19 protein-coding genes and 1 tRNA gene are annotated in these 18,973 nt (G+C 59.1%); 14 read left to right on the forward strand and 6 right to left on the reverse strand.

The window, feature by feature from the left end:
• Positions 1-139: 139 nt before the first annotated feature.
• From Q8K08_RS17165 to Q8K08_RS17175, 3 genes are all read left to right on the forward strand, one after another.
• Positions 140-1,108 (forward strand): TAXI family TRAP transporter solute-binding subunit, encoded by a 969-nt coding sequence (locus Q8K08_RS17165; protein WP_305250928.1) that lies wholly within the window; start codon positions 140-142, stop codon positions 1,106-1,108.
• Between the two features lie 84 nt (positions 1,109-1,192).
• Positions 1,193-3,352, forward strand: a complete 2,160-nt coding sequence (locus tag Q8K08_RS17170) for a TRAP transporter fused permease subunit (RefSeq protein WP_305250930.1) — start codon at positions 1,193-1,195, stop codon at positions 3,350-3,352.
• Positions 3,353-3,427: 75 nt separating this feature from the next.
• Positions 3,428-3,970, forward strand: a complete 543-nt coding sequence (locus Q8K08_RS17175) for a histidine phosphatase family protein (RefSeq protein ID WP_305250931.1) — start codon at positions 3,428-3,430, stop codon at positions 3,968-3,970.
• A gap of 48 nt (positions 3,971-4,018) precedes the next feature.
• Here the strand turns inward: Q8K08_RS17175 and typA are convergent, their stop codons facing one another.
• Positions 4,019-5,836 carry a translational GTPase TypA gene (typA, locus tag Q8K08_RS17180; protein ID WP_304800644.1) on the reverse strand — a complete coding sequence of 606 codons (1,818 nt, stop codon included), beginning with the start codon at positions 5,834-5,836 and terminating at the stop codon, positions 4,019-4,021.
• Positions 5,837-5,926: 90 nt separating this feature from the next.
• On the reverse strand, positions 5,927-6,529 hold the full coding sequence (locus tag Q8K08_RS17185; RefSeq protein ID WP_305250932.1) for a YitT family protein: 603 nt from the start codon (positions 6,527-6,529) through the stop codon (positions 5,927-5,929).
• 123 nt (positions 6,530-6,652) lie between these two features.
• On the opposite strand from Q8K08_RS17185, the gene Q8K08_RS17190 reads away from it, so the two are divergent.
• Positions 6,653-7,483 (forward strand): FkbM family methyltransferase, encoded by an 831-nt coding sequence (locus Q8K08_RS17190; protein WP_304804623.1) that lies wholly within the window; start codon positions 6,653-6,655, stop codon positions 7,481-7,483.
• Between the two features lie 58 nt (positions 7,484-7,541).
• On the opposite strand, the gene Q8K08_RS17195 is transcribed toward Q8K08_RS17190, so the two are convergent.
• The 4 genes from Q8K08_RS17195 to Q8K08_RS17210 form a co-directional block, all read right to left on the reverse strand.
• Complete coding sequence (locus Q8K08_RS17195; RefSeq protein WP_304804625.1) at positions 7,542-8,756, reverse strand: NADP-dependent isocitrate dehydrogenase; 1,215 nt, start codon at positions 8,754-8,756, stop codon at positions 7,542-7,544.
• A gap of 100 nt (positions 8,757-8,856) precedes the next feature.
• A complete protein-coding gene (locus tag Q8K08_RS17200; protein ID WP_304804627.1) occupies positions 8,857-9,444 on the reverse strand; it encodes an HD family hydrolase in 588 nt (195 codons plus the stop codon).
• Position 9,445: 1 nt separating this feature from the next.
• A complete protein-coding gene (locus Q8K08_RS17205) occupies positions 9,446-9,715 on the reverse strand; it encodes a hypothetical protein (protein ID WP_304804629.1) in 270 nt (89 codons plus the stop codon).
• Positions 9,712-10,371 carry an alpha/beta hydrolase gene (locus Q8K08_RS17210; RefSeq protein WP_305250933.1) on the reverse strand — a complete coding sequence of 220 codons (660 nt, stop codon included), beginning with the start codon at positions 10,369-10,371 and terminating at the stop codon, positions 9,712-9,714. The genes Q8K08_RS17205 and Q8K08_RS17210 overlap by 4 nt, the downstream gene beginning before the upstream one ends.
• A 187-nt stretch (positions 10,372-10,558) precedes the next feature.
• Here Q8K08_RS17210 and Q8K08_RS17215 point away from each other — a divergent pair, with 187 nt between their 5' ends.
• The 10 genes from Q8K08_RS17215 to Q8K08_RS17260 all read left to right on the forward strand — a co-directional run bounded on the left by Q8K08_RS17215 (position 10,559) and on the right by Q8K08_RS17260 (position 18,790).
• Positions 10,559-11,026 (forward strand): Rrf2 family transcriptional regulator, encoded by a 468-nt coding sequence (locus Q8K08_RS17215; protein WP_304804633.1) that lies wholly within the window; start codon positions 10,559-10,561, stop codon positions 11,024-11,026.
• Complete coding sequence (locus tag Q8K08_RS17220) at positions 11,023-12,066, forward strand: cysteine desulfurase family protein (RefSeq protein WP_304804638.1); 1,044 nt, start codon at positions 11,023-11,025, stop codon at positions 12,064-12,066. Before Q8K08_RS17215 ends, Q8K08_RS17220 begins: the two co-directional genes overlap by 4 nt.
• A gap of 39 nt (positions 12,067-12,105) precedes the next feature.
• On the forward strand, positions 12,106-13,617 hold the full coding sequence (sufB, locus tag Q8K08_RS17225) for a Fe-S cluster assembly protein SufB (RefSeq protein WP_304804640.1): 1,512 nt from the start codon (positions 12,106-12,108) through the stop codon (positions 13,615-13,617).
• A gap of 74 nt (positions 13,618-13,691) precedes the next feature.
• The gene (locus Q8K08_RS17230) at positions 13,692-14,282 is read left to right on the forward strand and encodes a hypothetical protein (RefSeq protein ID WP_304804643.1); all 591 of its coding nucleotides are present in this window, start codon (positions 13,692-13,694) and stop codon (positions 14,280-14,282) included.
• 40 nt (positions 14,283-14,322) lie between these two features.
• Positions 14,323-15,078 (forward strand): Fe-S cluster assembly ATPase SufC, encoded by a 756-nt coding sequence (gene sufC / locus Q8K08_RS17235; protein ID WP_304804646.1) that lies wholly within the window; start codon positions 14,323-14,325, stop codon positions 15,076-15,078.
• Positions 15,078-16,364 (forward strand): SufD family Fe-S cluster assembly protein, encoded by a 1,287-nt coding sequence (locus Q8K08_RS17240; RefSeq protein WP_304804648.1) that lies wholly within the window; start codon positions 15,078-15,080, stop codon positions 16,362-16,364. The genes sufC and Q8K08_RS17240 overlap by 1 nt, the downstream gene beginning before the upstream one ends.
• Positions 16,364-16,840 carry a YIP1 family protein gene (locus tag Q8K08_RS17245; RefSeq protein WP_304804650.1) on the forward strand — a complete coding sequence of 159 codons (477 nt, stop codon included), beginning with the start codon at positions 16,364-16,366 and terminating at the stop codon, positions 16,838-16,840. Before Q8K08_RS17240 ends, Q8K08_RS17245 begins: the two co-directional genes overlap by 1 nt.
• Positions 16,841-17,425: a Yip1 family protein gene (locus Q8K08_RS17250; RefSeq protein WP_304804652.1), complete on the forward strand. Its 585-nt coding sequence runs from the start codon at positions 16,841-16,843 to the stop codon at positions 17,423-17,425.
• On the forward strand, positions 17,425-18,648 hold the full coding sequence (locus Q8K08_RS17255) for a cysteine desulfurase (RefSeq protein WP_304804654.1): 1,224 nt from the start codon (positions 17,425-17,427) through the stop codon (positions 18,646-18,648). The genes Q8K08_RS17250 and Q8K08_RS17255 overlap by 1 nt, the downstream gene beginning before the upstream one ends.
• A gap of 65 nt (positions 18,649-18,713) precedes the next feature.
• Positions 18,714-18,790 (forward strand) — tRNA-Arg (locus Q8K08_RS17260).
• The last annotated feature ends 183 nt before the right edge of the window (positions 18,791-18,973 follow it).

Raw genomic sequence — 18,973 nt, forward strand, 5'->3', positions numbered from 1 at the left:
ATCGCGACCGGATGACCGGCATTTGATTGCGCAAAGAGCGATCAACACAGTTGAGTGAAGCCCGAAAACTCCGCCTTCTGAGATCAGCACAGACCCGCGCAGGAGGCGCGGTCCGGTGTAGAATTTTTGGGAGGACTACATGTTCATCAAGACACTTGCCGCCGCTTGCGCGGCTGGCCTCGTTGCAACCACAGCAATGGCGCAGGACAAGAGCGACTGGCCGTCGGAAATCACCATCGGCACCGCGTCGCAGGGCGGCACCTATTTCGTCTATGGCAACGGTTTTGCCGGCTATATTTCCGAAGCGCTTGGCGTGAACTCTACTGGCGAAGTGACCGGTGGCCCGGTTCAGAACGTGACACTGGTGGAAACCGGCGATCACCTGATGGGCCTTGTTACCATGGGCCCGGCCTATGACGCGTGGATGGGCAAGTCCGAACTTGCGCCGGGGCTGGAGCATCGCTCTATCCGCGCGCTGTTCCCGATGTATCAGACCCCGTTCCAGGTGGTCGTGCTGCGGTCTTCGGGGATCACCTCGGTTTCTGATCTGGCAGGCAAGCGCGTGTCGGTTGGTCCGGCTGGCGGCACCCCTGGCACCTATTGGCCGCAGTTCATGACCGCAGTTGGGGTCAACGCCAATGTGTCTTATGCAGGCGCGGCCGATGCGGCAGGCCAGCTGCAGGACGGTTTGATCGACGCCTTTGCTTTTGCAGCTGGCGTGCCGATTTCGGCCTTTGCCGAACTGGCCGCTCAGCAGGACGTTGTGATGTTCGGCCTGACCGCTGATGAGCAGGCCAAGGTGCTGGAAGCCTTCCCGGCCATGGCTCCGTTCACCATCGGTTCGGGCACCTATGCTGGCCATGATTATGACCAGCCAACGGTTGCCTTGTGGAACTTTGCCATCGCGCATTCCGACATGCCCGACAGCCTGGCCTATGAGATCACCAAGCTGGCTTTGGACAACAATGACCGCATGATGCAGATCCACGCCACCTCGGCGGAAACCCTGATCGAGAACTGGGACAAGAACACCTTCATGCCGTTCCATCCCGGTGCTGTGCAGTATTACGAAGAAAAAGGTATCACCATTCCCGATACCCTGAAGTAAGGCGCAGATCGCCTTGGCTTTGCGGGCGTCCGAACATGATCGGGCGCCCTTTTTCGACGCAACCCTCATCAGGGACACCAGATCATGACCGCTCCCAGCACGAACGCTCCAACGCAAGAAATTGCGTCTGGCGTCGATAACGAGATATTTTCGGCCAATCAGCGAAAGCCAATAGGCTCGCTTGGCCTGTTCATTGCGGCCCTGTGTGTGGCCTATACTGCGTTTCATATCGGGGTAATGAACCTTTACCCCCTGGAGACATGGACGTACCGTCTGTTGCATGTGGGTGGCGGTTTGGTGATCGGGTTCTTGCTGTTTTCCTCGCTGACCTTTGCGGATGAGGAGGCCAGCCCGCGCGCAGGCCGGATGCTGATGCTGGCCCCTGCGGCGGTTCTGGTGGGAATTGCGGTTTTGCAGGTCGCGCTGTTCTGGGTCACCGGCTCTGGCATTGATCAGGCTGCGCAGGCGACGGCCGCCCGTTGGACCTTTGGCGCACCGCTGATCATCGGCACGGTCTGGGCCATGCTTGTCGCGTGGTTCGTGCCCGATCCACGGCGGGGACGGCTGGATGCGGCTGACATCATTCTGGCTTTTGCTGCCATTGCGGTCACGGCCTACATCATCTTCCACGCTCCGCTCTTGCGTTTGCGTGCGGGCACCGGCCTTGCAAAAGAGGCCGACATGTTCGCGGCCCTGATCGGGGTGATCCTTATTCTGGAGCTGACCCGGCGGATGGCCGGGCTGGCCCTCGTGATCATCGCGGGTATTTTTGTGATCTACAGCTTTGTCGGGCCATGGCTGCCGGGCATCCTGTATCATCGCGGCTACAGCCTGACCCGGTTCTTTACCTACGTCTTCACCGATCAGGGCATCCTTGGGCCAACGACGGCGATTTCATCGACCTACATCATCCTGTTCGTGGCCTTTGCCGCGTTCTTGCAGGCAAGCCGTGTCGGCGAATACTTTGTGAACTTCGCCTTTGCCGCGGCGGGCGACCGCCGGGGTGGGCCCGCCAAAGTGGCGGTGTTCGGATCGGGCCTGATGGGCATGATCAACGGCACATCCGCAGGCAATGTGGTGGCCACGGGCTCGCTCACCATCCCATTGATGAAAAAGGTCGGCTACAAGCCGCAGACGGCGGCGGCGGTTGAGGCCGCGGCATCTTCCGGCGGGCAGATCTTGCCACCCATCATGGGCGCAGGCGCGTTCATCATGTCGGAAATCACCGGCATCGCCTATTCCGATATCGTGGTGGCGGCAATTATTCCGGCGCTTTTGTACTTCGTCAGCGTCTATTTCAACGTCGATCTGATGGCCCAGAAGTTCAACATGAAGGGCCTGCCACGCGAAGAGTTGCCGCAATTTTCCAAGCTGGCAAAGCAGGTGTTCCTTTTTATCCCGATCCTGATCCTGATCGGCGCGCTGTTCATGGGCTATTCCGTGATCCGGGCGGGTACGCTGGCGATGGCAGCGGCGGCGGTGGTGTCATGGCTCACGCCCTATAAAATGGGGATCAAAGAGATCCTGTTTGCGCTGGAGATCTCAACCAAGATGACGCTGCAACTGGTCGCGGTCTGTGCGGCGGCGGGTATCATCGTGGGCGTGATCGCGTTGACCGGGCTTGGCACGCGGTTTTCCAGTCTGCTGCTGGGGCTGGCCGAGAACAACCAGATGCTCGCGTTGTTCTTTGCGATGATCGTGTCGATCGTGCTGGGGATGGGCATGCCCACCACGGCAGCCTATGCGGTGGCAGCTTCGGTGATTGCACCGGGGCTGATCAGCATGGGGATCGACATGCTGACCGCGCACTTCTTCATCTTCTACTTTGCGGTAATGTCGGCGATCACGCCGCCAGTGGCGCTTGCGGCTTACGCCGGGGCGGCAATTGCCCGGTCTGACCCGATGAAGACCAGTGTGGAAAGCTTCAAGATGGGGATGGCGGCCTTTGTGGTGCCATTCATGTTCTTCTCGTCGCCCGAACTCTTGATGCAGGGCGAATGGCTGAACATCCTTCATGTGGTGGCCGGGGCGCTTCTGGGCGTGTTCCTGCTGTCGTCGGCGGTGCAGGCCTGGTACTTCGGACATCTCCACACGGCGTTGCGCATTTTGCTCGCCGCAGCGGCGGTGGCGATGATCGACTCTGGCTTCCTGAGCGATGCCATCGGGATCAGCACGGCGATTGCAGTCTGGGCGATCCAGAAAAAGCTGATAAAGCCCGGCAACGTGGCGCGCGGCGCAGACTGAGCACACCCAAAGCCCGCCCCGGTATCAAACCGGGGCGGGCCTTTTCCAAAGGCGCGCGCGGGCTATCTGTTAGCCATGCGCGCGTTTTTCATTCTGCTGATGCTGATCCTTGCCATCCCGTTGCGGGCAAACCCGCTTGATGCTGCGCGGGCACCGGGGGCGATTGTTCAGATGCGCCACGCAACCGCGCCGGGCACAGGCGATCCGGCCGATTTTCGGCTGAGCGATTGCACCACGCAGCGCAACCTGTCCGACGCCGGGCGCGCAGAGGCGCAGGCCATCGGCGCGCGGTTCCGGGCGGAAGGCATCACTTTCACCCACATCCTGACATCGGAATGGTGCCGCACGCACGAGACGGCGGAATTGCTGGGCCTTGGCCCGGTCACGCCCTTTACCCCGGCCAATTCCTTTTTCTCGACGCGTGCAGACGAGTCGCGCCAGACCGCCGAGGTGCTGGAGTGGCTGTCGGCCCAGCCCAAAGAGGCCCGTGTGCTGATCGTGACCCATCAGGTCAACATCACCGCCCTGACAGGTGTGGTGCCCCAGTCGGGCGAGGTGGTGATTGCGCGGCGCTCCGGGCAACGAATGGTGCTGGTGGACCGACTGCCACCCCCCTGAAAGCGGCCCCCGCCAAAACCAAAACGGCCCCCGAAGGGGCCGCTTGTCTCAGGCGCTGCGGCTGTGGCGCTTGCGCTCATGCGGGTCCAGATAGCGTTTGCGCATCCGCACCGATTTCGGCGTCACCTCAACCAGTTCGTCATCGTCGATATATGCGATGCACTGTTCCAGCGACAGCTTGACCGGCGTGGTCAGGCGCACGGCTTCATCCGTGCCGCTTGCGCGCACGTTGGTCAGCTGTTTGCCCTTCAGCGGGTTCACTTCCAGATCGTTGTCGCGGCTATGCTCACCAATGATCATGCCGGTGTAGACAGGTTCCTGAACACCGATAAAGAAGTGACCACGGTCTTCCAGCTTCCACATCGCGTAAGCCACCGAGATGCCCGCTTCCATCGAGATCAGCACGCCCTGACGACGCCCTTCAATCGGGCCCTTGTGGGGGGCCCAGCCGTGGAACACACGGTTCAGAACCCCGGTGCCGCGGGTGTCGGTCATGAACTGGCCATGATAGCCGATCAGACCGCGCGACGGCACATGGGCAATGATCCGGGTCTTGCCAACACCTGCCGGTTTCATCTCGACCAGATCGCCCTTGCGGGGGCCGGTCAGCTTTTCGATGACAGCGCCGGTGTATTCGTCATCGACGTCGATGGTGACTTCTTCAATCGGCTCGGATTTGACGCCGTCAACCTCTTGGAACAGCACGCGCGGACGCGAGATCGAAAGCTCAAAACCTTCGCGGCGCATGTTTTCAATCAACACGCCCATCTGCAATTCGCCCCGGCCCGCCACTTCAAAGGCGTCGCCGCCCGGCGTGTCGGTGACCTTGATCGCCACGTTGATCTCGGCTTCTTTCATCAGACGTTCGCGGATGATCCGCGACTGAACCTTTGAACCTTCTTTGCCAGCCAGCGGTGAATCGTTGATGCCAAAGGTGATCGAGATGGTCGGCGGGTCAATCGGCTGCGCGGGCAGGGCGGTATCAACCTCCAGCGCGCACAGTGTGTCGGCCACGGTGGCTTTGGTCATGCCCGCAAGGGTCACGATATCGCCGGCTTCGGCGGCGTCAATCGGGGTCATCACAAGGCCACGGTAGGCCAGAACCTTGGACACGCGGAACTGCTCCAGCCGCTCGCCATCACGGCTCAGCGCCTTGATGGTTTCGCCTGCGCGCAGCGTGCCCGCCTCTACCCGGCCGGTCAGAATACGACCGATGAACGGGTCAGCCGACAGCGTAGTGGCAAGCATCTGGAACGGCTCGGCCCGGCGCGCGATCTGCGCAGGCGCTGGCACATGCTTGAGCACCAGATCATAAAGGGCCGACAGATCCTTGCGCGGACCGTCAAGTTCGACATCGGCCCAGCCGGACCGGCCCGATGCGTAAAGCACTGGGAAATCAAGCTGATCGTCGTCGGCACCAAGGTTGGCGAACAGATCGAACACCTCATTCAGCGCGCGGTCGGGTTCGGCATCGGCCTTGTCGACCTTGTTCAGCACCACAATCGGACGCAGGCCAAGCGCAAGCGCCTTGGAGGTCACGAACTTGGTCTGCGGCATCGGGCCTTCGGCCGCGTCCACCAGCAGCACAACGCCATCGACCATCGACAGGATACGCTCCACCTCGCCACCGAAATCGGCGTGGCCGGGGGTGTCAACGATGTTGATCCTGGCGCCCGCCCATTCCAGCGAGGTACATTTCGCAAGGATCGTGATCCCGCGCTCGCGTTCAATGTCGTTGCTGTCCATGGCGCGTTCTGCAACGGCCTGGTTGTCGCGGAAAGATCCCGACTGTTTCAGAAGCTCGTCAACGAGCGTGGTTTTGCCATGGTCGACGTGTGCGATGATGGCAATGTTGCGAAGCTCCATCGGGAGGGGTCACTTTCAATAGGGTCTAATGATTGTTGGGCAGCCCTTACAGGGTTTCACCCGGATTGGCCAGTGCCGATCACACGCAGATCATGTGGCGATATATCGGTCACGGCGATGGTTGATGGCAATGATGATATTAAGCACCACTGCGCCCAGCAAAGACCATGCCACAATAGGGAGCGGGAACAAAAACAGCGCCACGCAAAAGATCACCGCATCGGCGCACAGTTGCACATAGCCTGCCCGAAACCCGGTCTTGTCCTGCACGATCAGCGCGACAACGCCAAGCCCGCCCAGTGATCCGTTGTGGCGAAAGATTACCAAAAGCCCCACCCCCGTCAGCGCACCAAAGGTGATTGCGGCCATCGGGGTCGACAGTTGGGCAAAGGATATCTGGTCAGGCAAAATAAGTGTCAGCCCAGACAGCGCCGTAACAGAGATCAGCGATTTTGCAGTGAATTGCGGGCCCAGACGCAGCCATGCCAGCATATAGAACGGCAGGTTGATGATAAAGAACACCACCCCGAAGCTCCACCCCGACAGATATGAGATAATCACCGCGATACCGGCGGTTTGCCCGGTGATCAGCCCGGCATGGGTCAGGAATTGCAGCGACAGGGCGCACAGAAAAACTCCCAGCGCAAAACCTTGGGCATCTTCGGTCAGGCTGTGTTTTTCAGGCTGGGTCATCGCTGCTTGGTAGGACAGCGATGCTGACCTGTCCAGCCCTTTTCCTGCCATACTGTAGCCGCGATGGTCTTGTTTTCTGTACGCGCAACGGCAGCTTGACCCAAAATTCAAACGAGGCAGACCATGCAGGCAAAACGTGTATTGGGGGTTGTTCCCCTCTCGGTTCCCGAGGAAGTGGCCGACCAGACGGCAGCTATGTCGGAAAAGATGGAACAAATGATCAAGCTGATGGACGAATCCGTTCATCTGCAGCGGGTGGCCTTGCTGGAAGACGGCCATATCCTGCGCTTTCATTCGGGCCTGGCGCGGATCGCGTTGTCCTTGCCCGACGCTCAGGATGATTATGTGCAGCGCGTCATCCTGCGCGCACGCCAGTTTTATGAGGCCCGCTTGCTGGCCGCCGTGCAGAGCATGGGGCTGATCAAGCCTGATGCGACGGTGTGCGATATCGGGGCCAATATTGGTAATGCGTCGGTGTTCTTTGGCAAGGTGCTGGGGGCAAAGCGTGTGCTGGCGTTTGAGCCGCAGCCACATTGCTACGCCACGCTGAACCGCAATCTGGAACTGAACGCGCTGACCGATGCGCAAGCCTATAACTGCATGGTCGGGGCGACTTCGGGCCGGGGTGATGTTGCCCGGTTCAACCCGCGCAATCTGGGGGCGACTCGCTTTGCCGCCGCAAAGAATGGCCCGGTGCCGATGGTGGCGTTGGATGATCTGATCGAGGCCGAAGAACTGCACGGCCTGACCTTCATCAAGATTGATGTCGAAGGCATGCATCTGGAAGTGCTGTCGGGTGCGAAAAAGGTGATCAAGGCATTTAAGCCCGCGATCTGGGCCGCTTTGTCCGAAGGCGGTGCGGATTATGCGGCAACGGCAAAGGTGATGCAGGGTCTTGGCTATACGGCGACGCAGATCGGGCCGAACGACCACATCTTTACGCCCAAGAAATAAATAAATCCGGGGGGCATTGTGATGCCCCCCGGAGTTCTTTTGGCCAAAGTGGCTGATCTTAGCCTTTGAGCGCTTTGTTCAGGTATTGATCCACCATTTCCAGATAACCCATCGTGGTCAGCCATTTCTGATCCGGACCGACCAGCAGCGCCAGATCCTTGGTCATGTGGCCGTCTTCGACCGCATCCACGGTCACCTTTTCCAAGGTTTGCGCAAAGCGCATCAGCTGATCATTGTTGTCCAGCTTGGCGCGATGCTTCAGACCACCGGTCCAGGCAAAGATCGACGCGACAGAGTTGGTGCTGGTCTGCTGACCCTTCTGGTGCTGGCGGTAGTGGCGGGTCACGGTGCCATGCGCCGCCTCTGCCTCAACCACCTGACCATCGGGCGTCATCAGAACGGAGGTCATCAGGCCAAGCGAGCCGAAGCCCTGCGCCACGGTATCGGACTGCACGTCGCCGTCATAGTTCTTGCACGCCCAGACATAGCCGCCAGACCATTTCATCGCGGATGCGACCATATCATCGATCAGGCGGTGTTCGTAATGGATGCCGGCGGCCTTGAACTTGTCTTCAAATTCCTCGGCATAGACCTTGGCAAACAAATCCTTGAACCGCCCGTCATAGGCTTTCAGAATCGTGTTCTTGGTCGACAGATACACTGGCCAGCCTTTCAGAAGGCCATAGTTCATCGACGACCGGGCAAAGTCGATAATGGAGTCGTCAAGGTTATACATCGCCATGTAAACGCCCGAAGACGGGGCGGAATACACCTCTTTCTCGATCACAGTGCCGTCTTCGCCGACGAATTTCATCGACAGTTTGCCAGCCCCCGGAAAACGGAAGTCGGTCGCGCGGTATTGGTCGCCAAAGGCATGACGGCCCACAACGATCGGCTGGGTCCAGCCGGGCACAAGGCGCGGCACGTTTTTGCAAATGATCGGCTCGCGGAAGATCACGCCACCAAGGATGTTGCGGATGGTGCCGTTCGGCGAGCGCCACATTTGCTTGAGGCCGAATTCCTCGACCCGCTGCTCATCGGGGGTGATGGTCGCACATTTGACGCCCACACCGTATTTCTTGATCGCTTCGGCGGAATCAATCGTGATCTGGTCGTTGGTGCGATCACGCTCCTCGATCCCCAGATCGTAATATTTCAGGTCAATGTCCAGATAGGGCAGGATCAGCTTTTGCTTGATGAAATCCCAGATGATCCGGGTCATCTCGTCGCCGTCGAGTTCGACAACGGGATTTGCCACCTTGATTTTGGTCATAATCGGCCCTTTCGGTGTTGGATTCGGTTGCCGCGTCTATAGCGCAAGACGGGGTGTTTGGGAAGCCTTGTATGCAATTGCATACCGAAAACTCTCACCACTATGCAAAGAAGGGTGCCGACTTCGCCTTGACCCAATCCCACAGCCCTGGGGCGCCGCGTGCAATCTTTACCCCCACGCGGGTTTCAAGCTGTTCTGCGGTCACGTTATAGGTTGTCCAGGTGCCGCCGCCCGACATCAGATTGGCCATCACAGGCTGCACCCGGTCAAGGCTTTTGGCGAAAATTGCATCGGGCGTTTGGGCGGCCTCGAACTCCTCCCACACCGCGCGAAGACTATCGCGCAGATCGGGGGGCAGCAGGCCGAAAATCCGGTCCGCAGCCTTTGCCTCTGCCGCCACGGTATCCACCGATCCATGCGCCAGACCATTTGCCGAATGGATCGGCACATCGCCCACGTCGATCTCCACCAGATCATGGATCAGCAACATGCGGATGACCCGGTTGATATCCACGCCCGGCCCGGCCTGATCGGCAAGCACCAACGCATAAAGCGCCAGATGCCAGGAATGCTCACCCGAATTTTCCGGGCGCGATCCGTCAACCAGCGTGGTGGCGCGCAAGACCGATTTAAGCCGGTCCGCTTCGTTCAGAAAGGCGAACTGCGCTGCCAGCCGGGTCGCATCCACGCTAGTGCCCGCCTTTTTCGGCCTCACGCGGGGCTTCGGGCAGCTTTTGGCCTGCGCGTTTGGCGGCCAATGCCTTTTCCAGAAACTCGCGCCCACGCTTTTCGGCCAAGCGAATGCGGATCGAGGTCATGAACACCTCTTGCAAGGTGGGCGAAGATGCGCCCACCACTTTGGCCACTTTTTCGTAGAAATACGGGTCATCCAGGGCAATGCCGCCATCCAGCACGTCACGCGCAAGGCTGTCTGCCAGTTCCTGAATGAAATCGCTCACCGCGACACCTCGCCCAGACGGCGGCGGACGTAATCCGACACGGTGCCGATCATCGGCTTCATATGGGCCTCTTCATCCTTGAAGAAGTGGTCTGCGCCCTCAACCTCGGTATGAGTGATGGTGATGCCCTTTTGCTCGTGCAACTTGCCTACCAGCGTTTTGGTGTCCTTTGGCGGGGCCACTTTGTCAGCCGTTCCGTTGATCACAAGGCCAGACGAAGGGCAGGGCGCAAGGAAGGAAAAATCATACAGGTTGGCAGGCGGGGCCACCGAGATAAAGCCGGTGATCTCGGGGCGCCTCATCAACAGTTGCATCCCGATCCACGCGCCGAACGAAAATCCGGCAACCCAGCAATGCTTGGCGTTCTGGTTCATCGATTGCAGGTAATCCAGCGCCGATGCCGCATCCGACAACTCACCAATGCCCTGATCGTATTCACCCTGACTACGCCCGACACCGCGGAAGTTGAACCGCAACACCGTAAAGCCAAGATTGTAAAAGGCGTAGTGCAGGCTATACACCACCTTGTTGTTCATCGTCCCACCATAGGCCGGATGCGGATGCAAAACGATGGCAATAGGGGCGTCCCGATCCTTTTGCGGGTGGTAACGGCCTTCAAGTCGGCCTTCCGGGCCTGCGAAGATCACTTCGGGCATATGTTTCCTGCCTGTCTTTCCAGCGAGCGATTTCTTGACGATAACGCTCGGCATATCTAGAACCGTTCTAAAGCATCGCGTGTCAACATGTGACAGGGCTAGCCTAAAGGTCAAATTCAGGTAATGGCCCCGTTGTTCCGCGTCAATCCATTTGCAGGCGGTATTTCCGCCAATCAGGGGTCTGAACATGAAACTATCGACCAAAGGGCGTTATGCGATGGTCGCTCTGGCCGATCTGGCACTGATGGAGGCCAAGGTCGATGAGTTGGTTTCGCTGGCCGCCATCGCCAAGCGGCAGGACATTTCCTTGCCCTATCTGGAGCAATTGTTCGTCAAACTGCGCCGCGCAGGTCTGGTCGAGGCGGTGCGCGGGCCGGGGGGCGGATATAAACTTGCGCGCAGCCCGTCAGATATCCGCGTGTCTGAGGTAATGGAGGCGGTCGAGGAAACCGTGGACGCACTGCACACTGGGGCAGGGGCATCGGGCGGTGTTTCTGGGACCCGCGCCCAAAGCCTGACCAATCGGCTGTGGGAAGGGCTTAGCGCCAGCGTCTATGTGTTTTTGCACCAGACCCGGCTGTCGGATGTGATCCGCAATGAAATGCAGCCCTGTCCGGCTGTGCCTGCGCTGTTTCGCGTGGTGGATGAAGAATGACACGCCTGTATCTGGACTGGAACGCAACAACCCCGCTGCGACCCGAGGCACGGGCCGCCATGATTGCGGCAATGGATCTGGTGGGCAATCCGTCCAGCGTTCATGCCGAAGGCCGCGCCGCCAAGTCGCTGTTGGAAAAGGCGCGCGGCCAGATTGCCGCCGCGTTGGGGGCTGATGGAGCGGATATCGTCTTTACCTCTGGCGCGACCGAGGCCGCCGCTTTGGCCAGTGCCGGGCGTGATCTGGCCTGTTCCGAGGTAGAGCATGATGCAGTGCTTGGCTGGTGCGAACCCTTGCTGCCAGTCGATGCGGCAGGCCGGATCGAGGCGAATGTGCCGCGCGAATCGGCGATTCAGCTGGCCAATTCCGAAACCGGCATCCTGCAAACCCTGCCAGAGGGGCTGGCGCTGTCGGACCTGACGCAAGCCTTTGGTAAGGTGCCCTTGGCCTTCAACTGGCTTGGCTGTGACATGGGGATGGTGTCTGCGCATAAACTGGGCGGGCCCAAGGGCATTGGCGCTTTGGTGTTGCGGCCCGGCATCGAGACGCAGGCGCAGCTGCGCGGAGGCGGGCAGGAAATGGGTCGCAGGGCAGGGACAGAGAACCTGATCGGCATTGCCGGTTTTGCCGCTGCGGCCGAGGCTTCGGCGCGCGATCTGGCCAATGGTGTCTGGGACGAGGTGGCTGAAATTAGAAATATTCTAGATTCAGCATTGTCGGGCCTCGCAAACAATACTATTTCAGTCGGGAAAGGTGTGTCACGCCTGCCGAACACCTTGTGCCTTATCGCGCCAGGCTGGAAAGGCGAGACACAGGTGATGGCGATGGATCTTGCGGGCTATGCCGTTTCGGCTGGTTCTGCGTGCTCCAGCGGCAAGGTTCGGCCCAGCCGCGTGCTGCGCGCCATGGGTTTTGACGACGGGTTGGCCGCACAGGCGATCCGCATATCAATCGGCCCCGGCATTTTGCGCGACGATGTGTTGCGATTTGCCGAGGTCTGGGCGGCGGGTTATGCCAAGGCATTGGCGCGCGCAGCATGAATAACTGGCCGCAAGGCACTGAGATAAAGGAAAAGTCCTATGGACGTTGTTGAGACAGAAGTGCGTGAAGGTGTGGATCGCGAAACGATCGAAACCGTACAAGCCATGTCCGGCAAGTATAAACACGGTTGGGAAACCGATATCGAAATGGATTACGCTCCCAAGGGCGTGTCCGAAGATATCGTGCGGCTGATCAGTTCCAAAAACGAAGAACCGCAGTGGATGCTGGATTGGCGGCTGGCGGCCTACCGCCGTTGGGTCAAGATGGAAGAACCCCGCTGGGCGATGGTGAGCTATCCTGAAATCGACTATCAGGATCAGTATTATTACGCCAAACCCAAAAGCATGGCGGTCAAGCCTAAGTCTTTGGATGAAGTTGATCCAAAGCTGTTGGCGACCTATGCGAAACTTGGCATTCCCCTGAAAGAGCAGGCTCTTTTGGCTGGTGTTGAGGCGCCTGAGGGCGGCGAGCGTAAGGTCGCGGTGGATGCGGTGTTCGACTCTGTCTCACTTGGCACCACCTTCAAGGGAGAGCTGGCGAAGGCCGGGGTCATTTTCTGCTCAATCTCCGAGGCTGTGCGTGAGCATCCTGAACTGGTGCAGAGGTACATCGGTTCGGTTGTGCCACCGACCGACAACTTCTTTGCCACGCTGAACTCCGCTGTTTTTTCAGACGGTTCCTTTGTCTACATCCCGCCGGGCACCCGCTGCCCGATGGAGCTGTCAACCTATTTCCGCATCAATGCTGAAAACACTGGCCAGTTTGAACGCACGCTGATCATCTGCGACAAAGGGGCCTATGTGTCCTACCTTGAGGGCTGCACCGCGCCAAAACGCGACACCCACCAGCTGCATGCGGCTGTGGTGGAAATCGTGATCATGGAAGATGCCGAGGTCAAATATTCGACCGTGCAGAACTGGTATCCGGGCGATGAAAACGGCGTAGGCGGGATCTACAACTTTGTGACCAAGCGTGCCGATTGCCGGGGCGACCGGGCCAAGGTGATGTGGACTCAAGTTGAAACCGGGTCGGCGATCACCTGGAAATACCCGTCCTGCATCCTGCGCGGGGACGATTCCCAAGGTGAGTTCTATTCGATCGCCATCGCCAACAACGCCCAGCAAGCCGATACCGGCACCAAGATGATCCATTTGGGCAAGCGCACCAAGTCGCGCATCGTGTCCAAGGGCATCTCGGCAGGGCGCGCGCAGAATACCTATCGTGGCCTTGTGTCCATGCACCCAAAAGCGACCGACAGCCGCAACTATACCCAGTGTGACAGCCTGCTGATCGGTGACAAATGCGGCGCGCATACGGTGCCGTATATTGAGGTCAAGAACAACTCCAGCCGGGTGGAGCATGAGGCGACCACATCGAAGGTGGACGAAGATCAGTTGTTCTATTGCCGCTCGCGCGGGATGGATGAAGAAGAAGCGGTGGCGCTGGTCGTGAACGGGTTCTGCAAGGATGTGCTGCAAGCCTTGCCGATGGAATTCGCCATGGAAGCGCAGGCGCTTGTGGCGATCTCTCTTGAAGGTTCTGTGGGGTAACGGATTTTTATCAATGGCTTGCGCGATGAACCTCATGCGATACCTCTTGGCAACTGACGCCATGGCACATTGCCATGGTTAAGCTGACCGAGCGCCCTGTCGTAACCTTGCCGGATGAAGAGGCAGGGGCTCTGGATCTTGCCTTGGGCAAGGCTGACGTCGTGCTGGAATACGGCTCTGGCGGGTCAACTGTTATGGCGGCGGACATGGGCAAGACCGTGCTTTCGGTAGAAAGCGATGCGGAATGGCTGGCTGGCATGCAAGCGTGGTTTGATCGCCACCCGCCCAAGGCTGAGGTGGTTCTGCACCACGCCGACATCGGTCCGACCGGTAAGTGGGGCATGCCGACGGGTCAGAAGGCGTTTCGCAAGTTCCCCGGCTACGCCCTTGATATCTGGGATCATCCCCAGTTTCGCCACCCTGATCTTGTGCTGATTGACGGTCGGTTCCGGCCCGCGTGCCTGCTGGCCACGGCCTTTCGCATTACTCGGCCCGTGACCGTGTTGTTTGACGATTACACCGAGCGCGAACCCTATCATGCGATCGAAGCGATGTTCCGCCCCGTAACGATTCATGGCCGCATGGCCGAATTTCACCTGAAACCAACCGCCATACCCGCCGATAAACTGGCGTGGGTCATGGCGTGGTTTTTGAAACCGCAATAGAGGGCCTTTGGGCCAGTTCCGAATACCAAGAGGCTAAAAAATGTTGGAAATCAAAAACCTTCACGTGAAGCTTGAAGAAGAAGATAAAGTGATCCTGAACGGCGTTGATCTTAAAATCGGCGCAGGTGAAGTGCATGCGATCATGGGGCCGAACGGGTCGGGAAAATCCACCCTGTCCTATGTTCTTGCGGGCCGCGAAGGCTATGAAGTGACGGAAGGCAGCGCCACGCTGGAGGGTGCGGAACTGCTGGAGATGGAGCCAGAAGAGCGCGCGGCATCGGGGCTGTTCCTGGCGTTCCAGTACCCGGTTGAAATTCCGGGCGTCGGCAACATGACCTTTCTGCGCACTGCCGTGAATGCACAGCGCAAGGCGCGCGGCGAGGACGAACTTTCGGCGGGTGACTTCCTGAAAATCGTGCGGGCCAAGGCGAAGACCCTGCAGATTGATGCAGAAATGCTCAAGCGCCCGGTAAACGTCGGCTTTTCCGGCGGCGAGAAGAAGCGCAACGAGATCCTGCAGATGGCGATGCTGGAGCCCAAGATGTGCATCTTGGATGAGACCGATTCAGGCCTTGACGTAGACGCTATGAAACTGGTGGCCGAGGGCGTAAACGCGCTGCGCGATGCCGGGCGGTCGTTCCTTGTTATCACTCATTATCAACGGCTTCTGGACCATATCAAACCTGATGTCGTGCATATCATGGCCGCGGGTCGCATCATCAAATCCGGCGGGCCGGAGTTGGCGCTTGAGGTTGAGAACAACGGCTACGCCGACCTGCTGGCGGAGGCGAAGTAATGGCCTTGGCGCAAGCAAAATCCGACGCCCTCGCGGCGCGGCTGGATGGGCTGGCGGTTGGCGGCTCTGGCTGGTTGGGGGCTGCGCGACGCGATGCGGCCAGCCGTCTGGCCGCCATGGGCCTGCCCAACAAGCGCGATGAATACTGGCGCTACACCGATCCGGCCAGCCTGACACAGGCCGCGCCAATGCCTGCCGCGCTGTTTGATGCGGGCGATGAGGCCCCTGCGTTTGACGGGATCGACGCGGTCAAACTGGTGTTTGTGGATGGCGTGTTTGATGCGGCGCAGTCCGACGATCCGGCCTTGGCAGGGGTTGAGATTACCCATCTCTCCAAAGCAGATGGTGTGGATATCCACTGGGCGCGTGAGGTTTACGGCGTGCTGGAAACCCGTGGCCAGACCCCGGTGCACCGGCCCTTGGCGACGCTTAACACGGCCTATGCGGCCGAGGGCTTTCTGATCCGGGCGACTGCCAAGGCGGCCAAGCCGGTGTCTTTCACCTATCTTCACCGCGCCGAGCACTCTGACGCGTTGATCCACCATTGCATCAAGCTGGAAAAGGGCGCGGAACTGACCATTTTGGAAAACGGTCCCGCTGCCGCTCGCATCACCAGCGTGATGGAGGTTGAGGTGGCCGATACGGCGCGCTTTCACCACATCCGCGCGCAGGGTCGCGACCATGAACGCCGTGCGGCAACGCATGTGTTTTCGCGCGTTGGGGCAGGGGCTTTATTCAAGTCTTTCACCCTGACCGCAAATGGGTGCCTGACCCGGAATGAGCAGATTGTCGAATTGGTCGGCAATGACGGCGTGGCCCATGTGGCGGGGGCTGCGGTGGGGGATGGCACCTTCCACCACGACGACACTGTGTTCATGACCCATGAAGGCCAACGTTGCGAAAGCCGACAGGTGTTCAAGAAAGTATTGATGAACGGCGCGGTTGGCGTGTTTCAAGGCAAGATATTGGTGAAGCAGGGCGCGCAAAAGACCGATGGCTATCAGATCAGCCAAAGTCTTTTGCTGGATGGTGACAGCCAGTTTCTGGCCAAGCCAGAGCTGGAAATCTACGCCGATGACGTGAAATGCAGCCATGGCAGCACTTCGGGCGCGATTGATGACACTGCCTTGTTCTACCTGCAATCGCGCGGCGTGCCAAAGCGTGTGGCGCAAAGCCTGCTGGTGCTGGCGTTTCTCGCGGAAGCCATTGGCGAGATTGAAGATGAGGCGATTGCCGAAGACATCCGCAGCCGCCTGGAAGGCTGGCTGCAACGCCATGAACACTGATGTCGATTACCACCGATATCGTTGAAAGCTGGCGGCGTCCGCGTGTTGTGGTGCGCCGTCATCTGGCGCGCGGGCGGTCTGAACCCTTTGCCTTCAGTCTGCTGGTGGTGTTTTTGGTGTTGGCCTTTGTGGCGCAGTGGCCCGGCGCATCGCGTGCGGCCTTTGCCGATGGAAACGGCCCGGTTGCGCCGCGACTATTGGCCATAGGGCTGGCGCTGTTGGCGACAATTCCGCTGTGGTATGGTCTGGCGGCACTTAGCCGTGTGGTTGCACGGGTGTTCGGGGGCAGGGGCAGTTGGTATGGCGCGCGCATTGCGCTGTTCTGGTCGCTGGTGGCGGTAGGCCCGCTGATGCTGCTGCAAGGGTTGGTCGCTGGCATGATAGGCCCCGGTCCGGGCCTGACTGCGGTTGGGGTGGTCGCCGGGGTGGCCTTTGTGATTTTTTGGGCGGTGGCCCTGATCGAAGTGGAACGCTGAATGGATTTGTCGCTGTCAACCTTGCTGTCGCTGGCGCGCTTTACCATACAAAATCCGCGTGAAGGCGCGCGGATGGTGATGGGTGCAAACATGCCTATCGGCGCGCGCTGGGTGGCACTGGCGCTGATGGCAGTGGTCTCAGCGATTTTGGCACATCTGGCGTTTGCGCTGATGCCGCTAGAGGTGCGCCAGCAGATGGCAGGCGCCATGTCCAGCCCGGTGACAAGTGCGGTGATGCAGGGCGCGCTGATGCTGGGGGCGGTGTTCGTGATCCATTACGTCGGGCGCTGGCGTGGCGGCGTGGGCCGTTTTGAGGATGCGCTGATCCTGATGATCTGGCTACAGTTCATCTTGCTGATCCTGCAGGTCGTGCAGATCGTGACCCAAGTTCTGCTGCCTCCGCTTTCGGTGATCGTGGGCTATGCGTCGGTAGGCATATTTCTGTGGTTGCTCAGTAACTTCGTGGCCGAACTTCACGGGTTCAAATCGGTTCTGATGACCTTTTTCGGGGTGCTTCTGGCACTGCTTGCGATCGGGTTTGTTCTGGCCATTGTGTTGATACCCTTTATTGCGCCGGGGATGTGATGACGTTGGATGTGCCAAAGCTGCGCGATGATTTCCCGATCCTGTCACGACAGGTGAACGGCAAGCCGCTTGTGTATCTGGACAACGGGGCAAGCGCGCAAAAACCGCGCTGTGTGATTGACGCTGTGACAACGGCCTATTCGATGGAATATGCCAATGTTCACCGTGGCTTGCACTACCTTTCCAACCTTGCGACCGATAAATATGAGGCGGTGCGCGGCATCATCGCGCGCTTCCTCAACGCAGGGTCAGAGGACGAGATTGTCTTTACCACCGGCACCACCGAGGCGATCAATCTGGTGTCCTATGCTTGGGCCGCGCCGCGGTTTGAACCCGGCGATGAGGTGGTGCTGAGTATCATGGAGCATCACGCCAATATCGTGCCGTGGCATTTCCTGCGCGAACGGCAGGGCGTGGTGCTGAAATGGGTCGATTGCGATGCCAATGGCGATCTGGACCCGCAAGCAGTGATAGATGCGATCGGACCGCGCACCAAACTGGTGGCGATCACCCAAATGTCGAATGTGCTGGGCACTGTGGTGGATGTGGCGAGCATTTGTCACGCTGCGCGGGCGCGAGGCGTGGCGACCTTGGTTGATGGCTCGCAATCAGCGGTTCACATGCCAATTGATGTGCAGGCGATGGGCTGTGATTTCTTTGCTATCACCGGACATAAGCTATACGGACCAAGCGGTTCCGGCGCGATCTTCATCAAGGCTGAGAGGATGGAGGAAATGCGTCCGTTCCTTGGCGGCGGCGACATGATCCGCGAGGTCGGGCGCGATACGGTCAGCTATAACGACGCACCGATGAAGTTTGAGGCCGGCACTCCGGGCATTGTGCAGCAAATCGGGCTGGGGGTTGCGTTGTCCTATCTGATGGACATTGGCATGGACAAGATCGCCGCGCATGAAACCCGGTTGCGCGACTATGCCCATGCGCGCTTGTCTGGCCTTAACTGGCTGAACGTACAGGGCAATTCTGCAACCAAGGGCGCGATTTTCAGCTTTACGCTAGACGGTGCAGCCCATGCGCATGACATCAGCACGATCTTGGACAAACGCGGCATCGCAGTGCGCGCGGGCACGCATTGTGCCATGCCGCTGATGGCACATATGGGTGTAGGCGCCACATGCCGCGCGTCATTCGCGATGTATAACACCGAAGCCGAAGTTGATGTGCTGATCAGCGCGCTGGAGTTCTGCCACGAAATTTTTGGCTAAGCCGCAGCACTGACAAATCCTTTCCCGTTGCAGGGTCGCAGCAACGCGGCTATAGAACTCCTCAGGCACCCATAGCTCAGCTGGATAGAGCGTTGCCCTCCGAAGGCAAAGGTCGCACGTTCGAATCGTGCTGGGTGCACCAAATCCTCACATTGATGATTTAGCTAGGCAGGGGCAAGTTCTGGCCATTGCCAGTCTTTGTTCAGTAAATCCTATAATACATATTATGTAATATAAACGGTAACCACTGCACGCTTGCAACTTGAAATCCCGCACCACAGATACACATTCATAACTTGATATATGTCTGCGCCTTGCCTATAGA

It is taken from the genome of Pseudotabrizicola sp. (assembly GCF_030684215.1).
GTDB lineage: Bacteria > Pseudomonadota > Alphaproteobacteria > Rhodobacterales > Rhodobacteraceae > Pseudotabrizicola.

What these genes read in the sequence shown, in the direction of transcription:
- Q8K08_RS17170 (WP_305250930.1), top strand. Translation starts at nt 1,193, where the DNA reads ATGACCGCTCCCAGCACGAACGCTCCAACGCAAGAAATTGCGTCTGGC.
- Q8K08_RS17210 (WP_305250933.1), bottom strand. Translation starts at nt 10,371, where the DNA reads ATGCCCGAAGTGATCTTCGCAGGCCCGGAAGGCCGACTTGAAGGCCGT.
- Q8K08_RS17255 (WP_304804654.1), top strand. Translation starts at nt 17,425, where the DNA reads ATGACGTTGGATGTGCCAAAGCTGCGCGATGATTTCCCGATCCTGTCA.
- Q8K08_RS17220 (WP_304804638.1), top strand. Translation starts at nt 11,023, where the DNA reads ATGACACGCCTGTATCTGGACTGGAACGCAACAACCCCGCTGCGACCC.
- sufC (WP_304804646.1), top strand. Translation starts at nt 14,323, where the DNA reads ATGTTGGAAATCAAAAACCTTCACGTGAAGCTTGAAGAAGAAGATAAA.
- Q8K08_RS17175 (WP_305250931.1), top strand. Translation starts at nt 3,428, where the DNA reads ATGCGCGCGTTTTTCATTCTGCTGATGCTGATCCTTGCCATCCCGTTG.
- Q8K08_RS17190 (WP_304804623.1), top strand. Translation starts at nt 6,653, where the DNA reads ATGCAGGCAAAACGTGTATTGGGGGTTGTTCCCCTCTCGGTTCCCGAG.
- typA (WP_304800644.1), bottom strand. Translation starts at nt 5,836, where the DNA reads ATGGAGCTTCGCAACATTGCCATCATCGCACACGTCGACCATGGCAAA.
- Q8K08_RS17195 (WP_304804625.1), bottom strand. Translation starts at nt 8,756, where the DNA reads ATGACCAAAATCAAGGTGGCAAATCCCGTTGTCGAACTCGACGGCGAC.
- Q8K08_RS17185 (WP_305250932.1), bottom strand. Translation starts at nt 6,529, where the DNA reads ATGACCCAGCCTGAAAAACACAGCCTGACCGAAGATGCCCAAGGTTTT.
- Q8K08_RS17215 (WP_304804633.1), top strand. Translation starts at nt 10,559, where the DNA reads ATGAAACTATCGACCAAAGGGCGTTATGCGATGGTCGCTCTGGCCGAT.
- Q8K08_RS17245 (WP_304804650.1), top strand. Translation starts at nt 16,364, where the DNA reads ATGTCGATTACCACCGATATCGTTGAAAGCTGGCGGCGTCCGCGTGTT.
- sufB (WP_304804640.1), top strand. Translation starts at nt 12,106, where the DNA reads ATGGACGTTGTTGAGACAGAAGTGCGTGAAGGTGTGGATCGCGAAACG.
- Q8K08_RS17240 (WP_304804648.1), top strand. Translation starts at nt 15,078, where the DNA reads ATGGCCTTGGCGCAAGCAAAATCCGACGCCCTCGCGGCGCGGCTGGAT.
- Q8K08_RS17250 (WP_304804652.1), top strand. Translation starts at nt 16,841, where the DNA reads ATGGATTTGTCGCTGTCAACCTTGCTGTCGCTGGCGCGCTTTACCATA.
- Q8K08_RS17165 (WP_305250928.1), top strand. Translation starts at nt 140, where the DNA reads ATGTTCATCAAGACACTTGCCGCCGCTTGCGCGGCTGGCCTCGTTGCA.
- Q8K08_RS17230 (WP_304804643.1), top strand. Translation starts at nt 13,692, where the DNA reads ATGGTTAAGCTGACCGAGCGCCCTGTCGTAACCTTGCCGGATGAAGAG.